The organism is Flavobacterium sp. LM5 (assembly GCF_002017945.1).
Classification (GTDB): Bacteria; Bacteroidota; Bacteroidia; order Flavobacteriales; family Flavobacteriaceae; genus Flavobacterium; species Flavobacterium succinicans.
Window position 1 is genome coordinate 528,527 of sequence record NZ_MUFX01000001.1, and the last position, 15,237, is coordinate 543,763.

The 15,237-nt window shown below is 37.2% G+C and carries 10 protein-coding genes; 3 read left to right on the top strand and 7 right to left on the bottom strand.

The window, feature by feature from the left end:
• Positions 1-105 precede the first annotated feature (105 nt).
• The 7 genes from BXU11_RS02170 to BXU11_RS02200 form a co-directional block, all read right to left on the bottom strand.
• A complete protein-coding gene (locus BXU11_RS02170) occupies positions 106-2,421 on the bottom strand; it encodes a penicillin-binding protein 1A (RefSeq protein WP_078212016.1) in 2,316 nt (771 codons plus the stop codon).
• 4 nt (positions 2,422-2,425) lie between these two features.
• Positions 2,426-2,905: a gliding motility lipoprotein GldH gene (locus tag BXU11_RS02175; RefSeq protein WP_078210858.1), complete on the bottom strand. Its 480-nt coding sequence runs from the start codon at positions 2,903-2,905 to the stop codon at positions 2,426-2,428.
• Positions 2,889-4,241, bottom strand: a complete 1,353-nt coding sequence (gene ricT, locus BXU11_RS02180; protein WP_078210859.1) for a regulatory iron-sulfur-containing complex subunit RicT — start codon at positions 4,239-4,241, stop codon at positions 2,889-2,891. The genes BXU11_RS02175 and ricT overlap by 17 nt, the downstream gene beginning before the upstream one ends.
• 184 nt (positions 4,242-4,425) lie before the next feature.
• The gene (locus BXU11_RS02185) at positions 4,426-5,556 is read right to left on the bottom strand and encodes an ATP-binding protein (protein ID WP_078210860.1); all 1,131 of its coding nucleotides are present in this window, start codon (positions 5,554-5,556) and stop codon (positions 4,426-4,428) included.
• A gap of 376 nt (positions 5,557-5,932) precedes the next feature.
• Positions 5,933-6,163, bottom strand: a complete 231-nt coding sequence (locus tag BXU11_RS02190; RefSeq protein ID WP_024980634.1) for a ferredoxin — start codon at positions 6,161-6,163, stop codon at positions 5,933-5,935.
• Complete coding sequence (locus tag BXU11_RS02195; RefSeq protein ID WP_078210861.1) at positions 6,163-7,404, bottom strand: peptidase U32 family protein; 1,242 nt, start codon at positions 7,402-7,404, stop codon at positions 6,163-6,165. Before BXU11_RS02195 ends, BXU11_RS02190 begins: the two co-directional genes overlap by 1 nt.
• A 123-nt stretch (positions 7,405-7,527) precedes the next feature.
• Entirely contained in the window at positions 7,528-8,886 is a 1,359-nt protein-coding gene (locus BXU11_RS02200) for a rhodanese-related sulfurtransferase (protein WP_078210862.1), read from the bottom strand.
• A gap of 526 nt (positions 8,887-9,412) precedes the next feature.
• Here BXU11_RS02200 and BXU11_RS02205 point away from each other — a divergent pair.
• From BXU11_RS02205 to BXU11_RS02215, 3 genes are read left to right on the top strand one after another with little or no spacing between them, the layout of a single operon-like run.
• Complete coding sequence (locus BXU11_RS02205) at positions 9,413-10,552, top strand: efflux RND transporter periplasmic adaptor subunit (RefSeq protein WP_024980637.1); 1,140 nt, start codon at positions 9,413-9,415, stop codon at positions 10,550-10,552.
• 2 nt (positions 10,553-10,554) lie between these two features.
• The gene (locus tag BXU11_RS02210) at positions 10,555-13,713 is read left to right on the top strand and encodes an efflux RND transporter permease subunit (RefSeq protein WP_078210863.1); all 3,159 of its coding nucleotides are present in this window, start codon (positions 10,555-10,557) and stop codon (positions 13,711-13,713) included.
• On the top strand, positions 13,703-15,067 hold the full coding sequence (locus tag BXU11_RS02215; protein ID WP_078212018.1) for an efflux transporter outer membrane subunit: 1,365 nt from the start codon (positions 13,703-13,705) through the stop codon (positions 15,065-15,067). The genes BXU11_RS02210 and BXU11_RS02215 overlap by 11 nt, the downstream gene beginning before the upstream one ends.
• The last annotated feature ends 170 nt before the right edge of the window (positions 15,068-15,237 follow it).

The following is a 15,237-nucleotide window of genomic DNA, read 5'->3' on the forward strand; positions in this document are numbered from 1 at the left end:
TATTTTGATTTCGGATTAGCTTAAAATGGGTAAAAGGAAAGTAATGTTAATTTTAAATGAAAACAACGATAGTCCACTTGATGAACTATCGTTGTTTATTATGAATTACAGTTCAAATTCTTCTGTACTTTGTTCTACAGCGGTTGTGTCCACTACCACTTTTTTTCTTGGGGTATAACAATCTACTTTGATAGATAAGTTAGCCGGTCTTTCGAAAGGATCTTTAGATACTTGAAGGGTTGCATCTTCGTAACATTTTTTCATAAAATAACCCCATACAGGCAATGCGGTTGCAGCACCTTGTCCGTAGGTTAAGGTTTTGAAACGTGCCGAACGATCTTCGCAACCTACCCATACACCTGTAACTAAGTTGGGTACCATTCCCATAAACCATCCGTCAGATTGGTTTTGAGAAGTTCCGGTTTTACCTGCAATTGGGTTTTTGAACATGTATGGATAACCTGTCCAACGATGATCGCCTGAACCACCACCTTCGGTTCTTAATCGAGCACCTGATCCGCTTTCGGTTACGCCTTCTAGTAATTTAATTACCGCAAAGGCAATATCTTTATTCAATACATCATGCGATTCTGGAATGGGTTCGTAAATCACTACGCCACTTTTGTCTTCTATTTTTGTTAAAAATTGCGGTTTCACATAAACCCCTTGATTAGCAAAAGTGCTGTAGGCAGCCACCATATCTTCTACAGTAATTTCTACGGCGCCTAAGGCAATGGAAGGTTGGTTAATGATTTCAGATTTTACGCCTAATTTATGGGTCAATTCAACTACTGCTTCTGGACCTGTTTTATCAATTAATTTTGCCGAAATGGTATTGATAGAGTAGGCCAAACCTTGTTTTAAAGTGACCATTCCACGGTATTTGTTGTCAGAGTTTCTTGGCTCCCAATCTTCAGTAACGTGGTGACGTCCTTTGTGAATCATAAAAGGAGAGTCGATGATAGAGTCGCAAGGCGACATGTTCAATTGTTCGATGGCCGTAGCATAAACAAACGGTTTAAAAGTAGAGCCTACTTGTCTCGCTCCTTGTCCTACGTGATCGTATTGAAAGTATTTATAATTGATGCCGCCAACCCAAGCTTTGATGCTTCCAGTTTGTGGCTCCATAGCCATTAAACCAGATTGTAAAAAGTGTTTGTAATAACGAATAGAATCCATAGGTGTCATTACGGTATCAATTTCTCCTTTCCAAGAGAACACTTTCATTTTGGTTTTTACATTAAAAGAAGCGATTATTTCATCCTCAGATTTTTCCATGCCTTTCATGATGCTCCATCGGCTAGAGGATTTCATGGCTTGTTTTAAAATGCGTTGTGTTTCGGCTTCAGTAATATTAATAAATGGAGCGTTTTTGTTTCCTTTTTGTTGTAAAAAGAATTCCTCTTGCATATTGGCCATGTGTGCATTTACGGCTTCTTCTGCATAAGTTTGCATTCTTGAGTCGATGGTAGTATAAATTTTCAAACCATCTTTGTAGATATCATAATCTGTACCATCTGGTTTTTTGTTTTCTTCTACCCATTTTTTCATATAATCTCTAAGGTATTCTCTAAAATAAGTAGCAATACCGTCTTTATGAGTTTCTAGTTTGAAATTGAGTTTTATCGGCAAACTTTGTAATTGCAATTTTTGTTGTTCATTAATAATTTTGGCTTTTTCCATTTGGTGCAAAACCACATTACGACGATTTTTTACGCCTTGTGCATTACGAATTGGATTATAAAGTCCTGAATTTTTGAACATACCTACCAAAATAGCCGATTCTTCAATGCTTAAATCTTTAGGCGCTTTTGAAAAATAAGTTTTCGCTGCCGAGCTTACTCCAACCGAGTTGTTTCCAAAATCATAGACATTACAATACATGGCAATGATTTCGTTTTTGGTATATTGGCGCTCCAAACGAATGGCAATAATCCATTCTTTCATTTTTTGTACGATTCGGAAAGGCAAGAATTTCGATCCTTCTCCGTGGAATAATTGTTTGGCTAATTGTTGGGATAAAGTACTGGCACCGCCACTAGTTCCTAGACTCAAAACAGCTCTTAAAGTACCTCTGCCGTCAATTCCGGAATGTTCGTAAAAACGAGTATCTTCGGTCGCTACCAAGGCATCTACCAAGTTTTTCGGCAAATCAGAATACTTTAATTGCGAACGATTCTTTTGGAAATATTTTCCCAAAACTACTCCGTCAGATGAGATGATTTCCGTAGCTAAATTAGAGTCTGGATTTTCTAAATCTTCGAAAGAAGGCATAGATCCAAAAAGTCCCCATGAAGCAAAAAGGAAAAACAGGGCAATTATCCCCAAACCATAAAAGTAGATTTTCCAAAATTTCTTTTTATAGTAATTGATGTCTTTATCAATTCCTTTAGTCGATGTGTTGTTTTTTTTGACAGCCATAATGTTATTCTGTTTTTTCAATTCTAAAGCCCACATTGGTAATTCCTTCCAAAACAGGAACCCCAGGGACTTTACCGTTTTCTCTTACTGCTTGTTTAATGTAAACTTTGAATTGTCCGTTAAACTTAATTTTTTCTTTATAAAAGAGCTTGCTTTCCTTTAAATCTGAGAAACCATCGCCTAGCAAGGTACCATCTGGATTGGCCATTTGGTATTCTAAAGTATCTACTTTGGTAAAGCCATTTTTCTTTTCGATGGCCACAATCAAGAAGATGTTATTGAATTTGTAATCGTCATTGGCTCTCAAATTCACAAACAAATTGTATTGTTGCGTGGAGTCCAATACAGGCAAATCGAAGGAAACAATACTGTCTTTGTTCCAGCCTTCGCCGACTGATTGGTATTCATCAAAAACTCTTTTCTTGTCACAGGCCAAAAAAAGCATAACAATTGAAAATAAAAGGCAACTATTTCTTATCCCCATTTTTTGTAATGATTATAGGTTTTCTTGGTTCATTAGGTTGATTTGTATTTGGCTTTTTCTCAGAATTATTTCCTCTGTTTCTGTTGTTTTGGGGGCGTTTTTTGTTGCCCGTTGCCCCAGTTGGTTTATTGGTATTGCCTGCTGGAACTGGATTTTTTGCTGGAGCTTTTGGCGCATTCACCGAAGTGTTAGGGGTTATGGCAGCTCCTGCTTTACGTTTTTTAGCTGGACGTTTTTTGGCTTTGGGTTGGTCAAAACGAGTCAAACTTTCTTGGCCCATAGCGTTGTTAAAGTTTTTCTCTGGTTCGGCTACCACTTCTAGAGCATAGTCTTCTAACGATGAAACTTTGTTTTTTAGTTTGTTTTCGGCAATGATTTCTTGAACCTGTTCAATTTTTAGCACATGCCAATTGGCGAAATTATTCGTGTAAGCAAACCACATTAAGCCTTTGAAAATATCTTGTTTTTGACAGATAGCATCTCCTTTTTCGGTCACTAATTTGGTGTCGAAATTTGGAAAATGTTTCAAAGCATCCATGTAGGTGTCTAGTTCATAATTCAAACAACATTTCAATTTTCCACATTGTCCTGCTAGTTTTTGTGGATTCAAAGACAATTGTTGGTAACGTGCTGCTGAAGTGTTTACACTTCTAAAATCGGTCAACCAAGTCGAGCAACATAGCTCTCTTCCGCAAGAACCTATTCCTCCTAAACGAGCAGCTTCTTGACGGAAACCTACTTGTTTCATCTCGACTCTGGTGCTAAATTCTTTGGCAAAATCCTTTATTAATAAACGGAAATCGACACGATCGTTGGCGGTGTAGTAAAAAGTAGCTTTGGAACCATCACCTTGAAATTCGATATCCGAAATTTTCATTTCTAATTTATGCTGAATAGCTAATTCACGTGCACGAACTTTCATAGGTTCTTCTTTATCTCTAGCAGCAGACCAAATATCGATGTCTTTTTGAGAGGCTTTTCTATAGATTTTTGGAATTTCTCCACTGTTATGGTTGACTCCTTTTTTCTTCATTTGAATTTTTACCAACTCCCCAGTTAGCGTCACAATTCCGATATCGTGACCCGGTGAAGCTACCGTTGCCACGATGTCTCCCATACTTAAGGTTAGTTTTTCGGTATTGCGGTAAAATTCTTTTCTTCCGTTTTTGAAACGTACTTCGACACAGTCAAAAGGCGCTTCGCCATTGGGTAAACTCATGTTCGAAAGCCAATCAAAAACGGTTAATTTGTTGCAGCTATCGGTGCCGCAAGTCCCATTATTTTTACACCCCTTTGGTGCGCCACCATCGGAAGTTGAACAACTTGTACAAGCCATAATTATATTGTGATGTTGCCAAAAAAGCAACTTGAGTTCATACTGAAATTTAATCCGTAAAGATAGTATATTTTAATTGTATGTTACAACCGTAAAAATGAAGGATACTTCTTAAAATTGTACTAAAATAATTGGGGTTAATTAGTACTCTTTTTTTGAATGGGATCAACTAATTTAAATTGTATCACTTGGCTAATAAAAAATCTTCGTAGTTGTCGGGGTTTATTATTGTTGTCGTTACATTGTTGTAATTGTCTAAAAACGTAGTAGGAATTTTACATTTCGCAGCCCTATTCCATTTGATTTCACAAGCTAAAAGTTGGTCATTTCTTTTTTCGATATAATCAATTTCTTGCTGTTGCGTAGTTCTCCAAAAATGGCACTCAGCTTCTTCTTGTTGGATATTTAAATATTTTATTCGCTCGCTAATAATGTAGTTCTCCCACAAGTTTCCTGTGTCGTTTCTTTGGTTTATGGCATTGAAATTCCCCGTAACTGCATTGATAATTCCATTGTCATAAAAATATATTTTCTTGCCTTTTTTAATTTCATTTCGAACATTGTTTGAAAATGCGGGTAGTTTGAATATCACAAAAGCTTTTTCTAATAAATCAATATATTTTTCAACGGTTTTATTATCTATTTGTATGAGTTTGCTCAATTCATTGTAATTTACTTCGCTGCCTACTTGTAGTGCTAATGCTTTTACTATTTTCTGCAGTACGACAGGTTTTGCTATTTGCTCCAATAGAAATAAATCTTTGTATAAGTAACTATTAGCGATGAGTTTGATATGCTCTTTAGCATCAACTGGATTACTAATTATTTCTGGGTAATTACCGTAAATAAGTCGTTGTTCAATATTTCTCTTTTCTTCTAAGAGTCCTTTGTGGGTAACCATTTCCGAGAAGGCAATAGGAAATAAATACATTTCATATTTTCTGCCTGTTAGGGGTTCGTTGAGTTTGTTAGCTAATTCGAAACTGGAGGATCCGGTAGCAATGACTTGTACGGATTTGATTTGATCGACGATGATTTTGAGCACAATGCCAATGTTTATTACTCGTTGCGCTTCGTCAATCACTAAAATTTCGTTGTCGCCAATTATATTTTTGAGTTTGGTTACATTAGGATTTTCGAATAAAGTATGCACATCCGATTCGTCTCCGTTTAAGAAAAGTGTTTTTTTGTTTAGGTCTGCAATTAGATGTTGAACAAAAGTTGTCTTGCCTACTTGTCTTGGACCAAATATAAGTAAGGCTTTGCCTTTGAATAAACGGGCTTTGGCATATAAGGCTTGTTCTCTTGTTACCATAAAGTATTGATTTTAAGAAGTCAAATGTAATTGTTTTAGTTTTAATTCCAAAATGATTATGTTTTTTTTGGATTTAATTCCAAAATGATTATGTTTTTTTTGGATTTGATTCCAAAATTATTATGTTTTTGAACCATTTAAGGCATTTTAGGACCTATAAGTTTGGGGTAAAATAAAAACCACCACAAAAAGGATTGTGATGGTTTGTGTTGTTTTATTATATGATTGTTCCTAAAGAACCGGATTGTAGCTCTTTAGCCCCGATTGCTTCGCCAGTTCGCTATCGCTCGGGTGTAAAAAAAAGATTGCAACGGATAGCGGGACCACTGTTCCTTAAAAAACCCTATTTTTTCTGCTCCTAAAAATCAGCTAGAAGCTAGGTTTCTTTAACCGAAATAATTTTTACGGGACAGGCTTTGGCGGCGAGTTCGCAACTTTCTACGATGGTGTGGTCGGGTGATTTTAGGGTGTAAAAACCTTTGGCATTGACACTTTTAATGAGTACCGATTTACCGTCTTTTTTGGACATTTGAAACTGTACGGGTGCCATTTCTACGCAGTAATTGCATCCGATGCATTTGTCTCTTTGCAGGGTGATGATGACCATTAGGCTTCTACTATTTTATATAATTTGTCGGACATACGGATTCTAAACGGCAGTTTGAGGGTGCAATCGTCTCCTTTGGTAGCGCGCTCAGCCGAAGTATCGTTGACAAACATTTCTTCGATAATCATTTCTTGTGCGCCAGTGCTTGGACCCGTTACCAAAATTTTATCGCCCACTTTGATGTCGTAGGCTTCGATTTTGAATTGGCCAATTTCAGCTTTGGGGAAGAAATGGGTGCCTTTGCCAACATACACTTTCTTCTGCGTAGCCACAGAACCGGAAACATCGCTCCATTCGCCTAGCTCTTGTCCTAAATAATATCCCGACCAGAATCCGCGGTTGTACACGGTGTTCAAAGCTTTCATCCAGGTTGCAACTTTTTCTTTGGAGAAAGTGCCGTCATAGTAGGCATCAATAGCTTCGCGGTAGGTTTTGATTACGGTGGCTACGTATTCTGGAGCACGACCACGACCTTCGATTTTGAGGACTTGAATGCCCGAATCGATGACTTGGTCTAGAAAATCTAGGGTGCATAAATCTTTGGGCGACATCATATATTCGTTGTCCAATTCGATTTCGAAACCGGTTTCTTGGTCGATTACGGTATATTTTTTACGGCAGTTTTGTTTGCAAGCGCCGCGGTTGGCAGAAGAGTTGTTGGAATGTAAACTCAAATAGCATTTACCCGAAACGGCCATACACAATGCGCCGTGACCAAAGATTTCAATCTCAACCAGATTCCCGTTAGGGCCTTTGATTTGTTCTTTTTCGATTTGTTCGGTGATTTTTTTTACTTGACGTAAACTCAATTCGCGACTCAACACCATAGTATCGGCAAAAAGGCTGTAGAATTTAATAGTTTCGATATTGGTCACATTCAATTGCGTAGAAATATGAACTTCCATCCCCACGCTTCTAGCCATAGCAATTACAGCTTGATCGGAAGCAATCACCGCAGTGATGTTGGCTTCTTTGGCTTTATTGATTAAGGTTTTGACCACAGATAAGTCGTGGTCATAAATGATGGTGTTTAAGGTCAAATAACTGCGAACGTTTTTGGCTTCACAGCGTTTGGCGATTTCGGCTAAATCATCCATAGTGAAGTTTACCGAGGCGCGGGCTCGCATATTGAGTTGTTCTACTCCAAAATAAACGGAATCACATCCGTTATCTAAAGCGGCTTGCAAGGATTCGAAATTTCCAGCAGGCGCCATTAATTCTATTTTGTTGTTTGTTGTCATTGTGTGTATTGTTTTGACACAGATTTTCACATATTAATTTGTGAAATCTGTGTTTAATTTATTTATGAATCTTTGTCAATGTTTTGAATTTTGAAAAAGATGATGGCTGAAATTTTGGAAAAACTATTTTAAAATTTTATACAATGTATCAGATAAACGTACTCTGAAAGGCACTTCAAAAGTTACTTTGTCGCCAGGTTGTGCGACCGTTTTTTCGATGCCGTTGACCAACATTTTTTCGAGTACAAGTTGTTCGTTTCCAGTAGTTGGACCCGAAACTAAAAGGGTATCGCCTAATTGTAGTTCATTATTTTCAATGACGAAAAGAGCAACTTGCGCTTTTACAAAATAATGTTCGGCTTTACCTAAAAGTGCTTTTTTGATTTTGATTCTTTGACGAATTTTGGCTGGAGTCGTGGCAACTGCCAATGGTGTATCCGAAAGCTCGCCAGAATGTTTGAAAGGTAATTTATCCGATTTTCCTTTTCGGAAGACTTTATTGCCTACTTGTTTTCCTTTCCTCAACTTTACTTGCTCAACTAATGGCAAGTTGATGATGTCTAAACATTCGGTAGAACAACAATTTTGCATAGCTTCTTTGCATTCGTCACATTGAATGAACAACAAATGACAGCCTACATTTTCGCAATTGGTATGGTTATCGCAAGGTTTTCCGCATTGGTGGCATTGCGAAACGATATCGTCTGTGATGCGCTCACCCAAACGATGGTCAAAAACGAAATTCTTTCCGATAAATTTACTCTCCAGATTTTCTTCTTTGATTTGCTTGGCGTAATTGATGATGCCACCTTCTAATTGGAAAACATTTTTAAAACCTTGGTGTTTGAAGTAAGCCGAAGCTTTTTCGCAGCGAATTCCTCCAGTGCAATACATCACCAGATTTTTATCTTCTTTAAAATCTTGTAATTGTTCGTTGATGATAGGCAATGATTCCCGAAACGTTTCCACATCAGGAGTAATAGCTCCTTTAAAATGTCCAATTTCACTCTCGTAATGGTTTCTAAAATCAACTACAATCGTGTTGGGATCTTCTAATATTTCGTTGAATTCCTTGGCTTTGAGGTGTACTCCAATATTGGTTACATCAAAGGTTTCGTCGTTTAATCCGTCGGCCACAATTTTGTCGCGCACTTTTACCGTTAGTTTCAAAAACGAATGATCATCGTGTTCTACGGCTACATTCAAACGAATGTTGCGCATAAATTCATAAGCTTCTAGCGTTTCACGAAAAGCTTCTAAATTTTCGGCAGGGACAGACATTTGGGCGTTGATTCCTTCTTTGGCTACATAGGTTCTACCTAGTGCATCGAGTTTATTCCATTCGATAAATAAATCGTCGCGAAATTTTTTGGGATCTTCAATTTTGGCATACGCATAGAAAGACAACGTGAGGCGTTGTTTTCCGGCTTGGTCAATAAGCTCGGCTCTTTCTTCTGCGCTTAAGGTGTTATACAGTTGCATGCTATAAACGTTTAAGTGAGAATATTTTAGTGAACTCTAATTGGAAGAATTCGGGCGCAAAAGTAGTGTTTTTTTTTCAGTAAACCATAGGTTGTGTGTGATGAACTTGATTTGATAGCGAGAAATTGCTATAAAAAAGAGGTCAGTATTATGCTGCTTCCGCGTTTTTTTTTAGATTTTAATTTCTTGAAGCCTTTGTTGTCTCAAAAATTATACAATAAAAAACAAATCAAATTCTCACAAAAAATAGCTAAAAAAGAAGGTAAGCTATAAAGTGGTTCTCTTTAAGGGTAATAAAAAACTACTTGGACTGGAAATGGATGAAATTGAATGCTGTAGGATAAGATTTCATAAAAAATTAAGTTTATTCTATGACTTGGTGTCATTTCTTTTTTTGTATTCTTCTTAAATAAAGCGTAACAATTGCCTAATTTTTTTAAAATTAACCTTTTGTGTTCTTTAAGTATAGTTTTTTTGGTTAATTTTGAGAGAATTGTGATTCACTAGCAACTTAAAAAATAATACTATGGACTTCGTAAAGGATTATAAAAAGAGTATCGTACTGTTTTTTTCATTTGTTTTTCTTGTTTCTTGTAATAAAAAAGAAAATCAAGCACCACCACCAATTCCAGCTCCTTTTATTACTGTTGTCGCCAAAGATGTTCCGATTTATAAAGAATTTGCCGCTCAAACGTTTGGAGATTTGGATATTGTTTTGACAGCGAGAATCGATGGGATTTTAACGGGTATTCATTTTACCGAAGGACAAAGAGTAAAAAAAGGACAATTGCTTTACACCATAGACCCTTTGGAGTATGAAACTAAAGTGGAACAAATGAAAGGACAAGTAGCTACTTCTCAAAGTAATTTTGTGAATGCAGAAGAGGAATTAAAACGAATAAAACCGTTAGTTGATATGAATGCGGTGAGCAAGCGAGAATATGATGCGGCTGTGGCCAAAGCAAAAGCTGCTCGATCAAATTTAGAAAGTACCCAAGCAGCATTGCGAAACCAAGAATTAGAGAGAAGTTATTGCAATATTCTATCTCCTATTGATGGAATTATTGGTATTAGTAATGCTCGAGTAGGAGATTACATCTCTAGAATGGGAAGTTCTTCTAAATTGAACACTGTTTCTAGATTGGATAAAGTTAGAGTACGATTTACCATTAGTGAGGCTGAATTTTTAGAGTATCGTAAAAAGAATAGTTTAAGTAGCGATAACAAGGCAAATGATATTGAGCTTTTGCTTTCAGACGGAAGTGTTCATCCTTACAAAGGGGTCCTGAATTTTTCGGATGCCAAAATTGATCCTACTACAGGAACCATGACTATTGAAACCACATTCCCTAATCCGGAGAATAATTTGCGTTCTGGACAGTTTTCAAAAGTAAGAGCTTTGATAGAAAACCAACGCAATGCTATCGCAATTCCTCAAAAAGCGGTGACCGAATTACAAGGAATTTACCAAGTATTAGTCATTGATAAGGAAAATAAAATTCAGGTTCGTATTGTTGAAGTAGGGACCAAAGTGGGAGAAGATTGGGTAATCACCAAAGGTATCAATGCAGGAGATAAAGTGGCTATTACAGGAAGTATGTTTATTCAACCTGGCTCCGTAGTAACTCCTGTTCCTTATGTAACCGAAGATAAAAAAGCGAAATAGTTATGGATAATTTTTTTGTAAGAAGACCTATTGTAGCCATAGTTTTATCCATATTTATGGTAATCATAGGAGGTTTATCTATACTAAACACTCCCATTGCTCAATATCCCGAAATTGCACCGCCGGTAGTTCAAATTCAAACCAGTTACCGTGGTGCTAATGCATTGAATGTGGAGCAGGCTGTTGCTACTCCCATTGAACAGAAAGTGAATGGTGTAGAGAACATGTTGTACATGCAATCGACCAACACTGGCGATGGAAGTATGTCGCTTTCGGTAACTTTTGATATGGGAACCGATTTGGATAATGCCACGATGTTAACGCAAAACCGTGTAGCATCGGCCACTTCAACCTTGCCAGTAGATGTGAAAAACACAGGGGTAACTACCAAAAAATCCCTGTCGATGCCGTTGCTTTTATTCTCACTTTCTTCACCCAATAATACGTATAGTTCCGACTTTTTAACGAATTATGCCAACATCAATATTGTAGATGCTTTATCTAGAATAAAAGGTGTAGGTGAAGTAGTTATTTTTGGAGGAAGTAACTATGCGATGCGTATTTGGGTAAAGCCTGATATTTTGGCTAAATACAAGTTGACCATCCCAGATATTATGAGTGCGATTAAGGATCAAAACTCGATTGCTCCAGGAGGAAAATTTGGCGCGCCACCTGCAGAGGATGGGAATGAGTTCACTTATAATGTGACCTTGAAAGACCGTTTGGTTGATATTAAGGATTTTGAAAATATTATCTTAAAATCCAATATTGGTAATCAACAAGTTCGATTGAAAGACGTCGCTACAGTAGCGTTAGGTACTGAAAGTTATGCGTCAAAAGGTGCCTTAAATGGAAAACCTGCAGGGACTATTGGAATCAAGCAAATGCCTGGTTCTAATGCGCTAGAAGTAGCAGCGGCCTGTAAAAAAACGATGGACGAATTGAGTAAAAAATTCCCAGAGGATCTTAAATACGATACCTCATTGGATACTACTTTGGCCATTACAGAGGGAATTAGCGAAATTATGCATACCCTTTTGGAAGCGATATTGCTGGTAATTATCGTGGTGTTTATCTTTTTGCAAAATTGGAGAGCGACTATTATTCCTTTACTTACGGTACCTGTGTCGTTAATTGGAGTATTTATGTTGTTTCCTTTGTTAGGTTTCTCAGTAAACGTATTGTCACTTTTAGGTTTGGTTTTGGCTATTGGAATTGTGGTTGATGATGCTATTGTTGTAGTAGAAGCTGTAATGCATCATATCGAACATGGACTCTCGCCGCGTGAAGCGACCAACAAAGCAATGAAAGAGGTTTCTGGTCCCGTAATAGCTATTGCTGTGGTGTTGACCGCCGTATTTATTCCTGTGGCTATGACTCCTGGAATTACTGGGCGTTTGTACCAACAATTTGCCATTACAATTGCTATTTCAGTAATCTTTTCTGCGATAAGTGCATTGACTTTAAGTCCAGCCTTATGTTCAATATTATTAAAACCTAACCAAGAATCCAAAGGTTGGTTAGGAAAGTTTTTCAAAGTATTTAATCAAAAATTCGAATCATTTACCAATAAGTATACTGGATTTACTGGGTTTTTGATCAAGAAGATGGCTCGTAGCTTTATTTTTATTGGAATAATTATAGGAGCTATCGCTATCTTGGGGACTAAAATACCAGGAGGTTTCGTTCCAGAGGAAGATCAAGGGTATTTATTTGTAAATGTTGAATTGCCAGGGGCTTCTTCTTTGCACAGGACTGAAGCCGTTTGTAAAAAAATAGAAGCTATTTTAGGAACTACAGAAGGTATCGAATATTATACCACCGTATCAGGATATAGTTTGTTAAAAAATTCTATGGCTACTAATAATGGATTCTTTTTTATCTCTCTAAAGGAGTGGAAAAAAAGGGAAAAAGACGTATTCCAAATCATTCAAGAGTTAAATGGGAAATTAGTGTACGCTGTTCCTGAAGCAACGGTTTTTGCTTTTGGACCACCACCTATTAGTGGAATTGGAAATGCGGCAGGTTTTTCTATGATGCTACAAGATAGGGCTGGAAAAACACCGCAATATCTCTTTGATAATGCGCAACGTTTTATGGCTGAAGCTCGAAAACGACCTGAAATCGGTAGTGTAAGAACGACTTTCAATCCTTATGTGCCGCAAATTAGTTTGGATATTGATCGTGAAAAAGTAACCGAGTTGAATTTGTCGCTTTCGGATGTCAATTTAGCCATTGGTGCGAGTTTAGGAGGACAATATGTTAATGAATTCAACAGGTTCGGTCGTCAATATATAGTATTGATTCAAGCCGCTCCAAGTTTTACCTTAAATCCTGACGATATCAACAAAATCTTTGTTCGTAACAAAGACAATGTGATGATCCCTATTTCGAGTATTGCTACTATCAAAAAAGAAAGTGGTCCTGAGTTTACTACCCGATTCAACTTGTATCGATCTGCTGAAATAGGCGGGACACCTGCTCCTGGATACACCTCCTCTGAAGCAAGGGTAGCGCTAGAAGAAACAGCTGTTAAGACACTTCCTTCTGATATGGGTTACGAATGGTCGGCGATGAGTTATCAAGAAAAACAAGCTGAAGGAAAAGGAGCTACCGTTTTCATTATGGCCATTTTATTCGTTTTCTTAATTCTTGCTGCCCAATATGAAAGCTGGAAATTACCTTTTAGTGTATTGTTAGGAACGCCTTTCGCAGTTTTTGGTGCCTTTTTGGGATTATACCTCTGTAAGTTATTTAGTCCTGATTATGTGAACAATGTTTTTGCACAGATTGGATTGGTGATGCTTATTGGATTAGCTGCCAAAAATGCTATTCTTATTGTTGAGTTTGCCAAAGCTGAGTATGAAAAAGGAGTGCCATTGGTTGAAGCAGCTTTAACCGCAGCTAAGCTCCGATTTCGTCCAATTTTGATGACCGCTTTTGCTTTTATTTTGGGAGTTGTTCCTTTGTTAACTGCTTCTGGAGCGGGAGCTCAAGCGCGAAAAGTAATGGGAATGACCGTGTTTAGCGGAATGCTAGTCGCTACCATAATGGGTGTATGTTTTATTCCAGTGCTTTTCGTTTTTGTGGAAAGAATTGGAAAAAAGAAACATCAAGAAAATGCGGTTGAATCTACAAAATCTATCAGTCATGAAGAATAAATTTAAATTAGGGCTACTATTAGTACTGCTTGCGTTTTTACCAGTAAGTTGTTTGGTAGGTCCAAAGTACAAAGCGCCAGAGTTACAGGAAGCAAGCAAATATCGATTTTCACAAAATGCCGATACTACAAGAACAGTACTTAATGTAAAATGGTTTGATATTTTTAATGATGATGTGCTAAAAGGATTGATCAACAAAGGCATTGAAAATAATTTTGATTTAAGAACCGCAGTTTCTCGTTTAGAGCAAGCCAAAGCCAATTTAGGATTTACTAAAGCCAATGTTTTTCCATCTTTTCAGTATAGTGCTGGAGTTAATACGGCTCAAAATTTCATTCAAAATTCATCATTAATTGGAAGTATGTCCTGGGAAATTGATTTCTGGGGCAAATTACGCCACGAAAATAGAGCGGTTCAAAATGAATTGTTAGCTACTGAAGAAGCACGCAAAACGGTCATGGCTGGAATTGTTAGCGATATTGCCACCGCTTATTTTCAATTAAGAGATCTAGACAATCAGTTAGAAATCACAAAACAAACGCTAAAAACGCGCCAGGATTCTTACGTAATTATTTCAGATCGTTTCAAGAGCGGGTATACTTCTGAATTGGATAAAGTACAAATTGAACAACAGGTGGCTATTGCTGAAGCTGCAATTCCTAACATAAAAAGACAAATCACGGTACTAGAAAACACGATCTCAATTCTGCTGGGTCAAATGCCTGGTCCTATTGAAAGAGGCAAGCAAAACAAGGACCAATTAATGGTTAGCGACTTACCAACAGCAATTCCGTCCTCGTTGTTGCAAAATCGTCCAGATGTAAAAAGAGCAGAATTGCAATATGTGGCAGCTCACGAACGCATTGGAGTGGCGCAAGCCATGCGTTTTCCTTCTTTTAATATTGCAGCTATTGCTGGATTTGCAACTCCAAAAATTGGTGATTTGTTTGATAGTGGTGCATATAGAGATAATGCTTCAGTCGGAATAACTGGACCATTATTTCAATTTGGTAAAAATAGAAGACGTGTAGAAATTAATAGACAATTGGCGGAACAATCTAAAATTAGTTATGAAAAGACCTATTTGGTAGCAATTGCTGAAGTGGAAAACGCTATTCAAAATGCCACCACTTTTAAAGAAGAGTACGAAGCCAGAAGTCGACAAGTGGCAGCTGCCAAGAAGAACTATGAATTGTCTTATGCAAGATATTATAATGGCTATGTATCCTATCTAGAAGTATTAGATGTTCAACGTTCTTTATTTGATGCCGAAATTAGTTTGTCACAATTGTCGCAACGTCAATTGACCGCTATGGTACAACTTTACAAAGCGCTTGGTGGAGGTTGGAATTAGAGAAATCAAACGTGCTATAAAACAAAAAAACATCCCGTTAAAAGGGAGGCCACTGAAAAACCTCGTCGAATTTGATAGGCATTGTTTTTAGACAATAAAAAAACGCTTATAATTGGAATTTTACCTTCCTTTTATAAGCGTTTTCTCTTTTTGATTAATTTTATTTGAGA

Coding starts and splice junctions, on each gene's coding strand:
- BXU11_RS02170 (WP_078212016.1), bottom strand. CDS start 2,421: ATGGCTGTCAAAAAAAACAACACATCGACTAAAGGAATTGATAAAGAC.
- BXU11_RS02175 (WP_078210858.1), bottom strand. CDS start 2,905: ATGGGGATAAGAAATAGTTGCCTTTTATTTTCAATTGTTATGCTTTTT.
- ricT (WP_078210859.1), bottom strand. CDS start 4,241: ATGGCTTGTACAAGTTGTTCAACTTCCGATGGTGGCGCACCAAAGGGG.
- BXU11_RS02185 (WP_078210860.1), bottom strand. CDS start 5,556: ATGGTAACAAGAGAACAAGCCTTATATGCCAAAGCCCGTTTATTCAAA.
- BXU11_RS02190 (WP_024980634.1), bottom strand. CDS start 6,163: ATGGTCATCATCACCCTGCAAAGAGACAAATGCATCGGATGCAATTAC.
- BXU11_RS02195 (WP_078210861.1), bottom strand. CDS start 7,404: ATGACAACAAACAACAAAATAGAATTAATGGCGCCTGCTGGAAATTTC.
- BXU11_RS02200 (WP_078210862.1), bottom strand. CDS start 8,886: ATGCAACTGTATAACACCTTAAGCGCAGAAGAAAGAGCCGAGCTTATT.
- BXU11_RS02205 (WP_024980637.1), top strand. CDS start 9,413: ATGGACTTCGTAAAGGATTATAAAAAGAGTATCGTACTGTTTTTTTCA.
- BXU11_RS02210 (WP_078210863.1), top strand. CDS start 10,555: ATGGATAATTTTTTTGTAAGAAGACCTATTGTAGCCATAGTTTTATCC.
- BXU11_RS02215 (WP_078212018.1), top strand. CDS start 13,703: ATGAAGAATAAATTTAAATTAGGGCTACTATTAGTACTGCTTGCGTTT.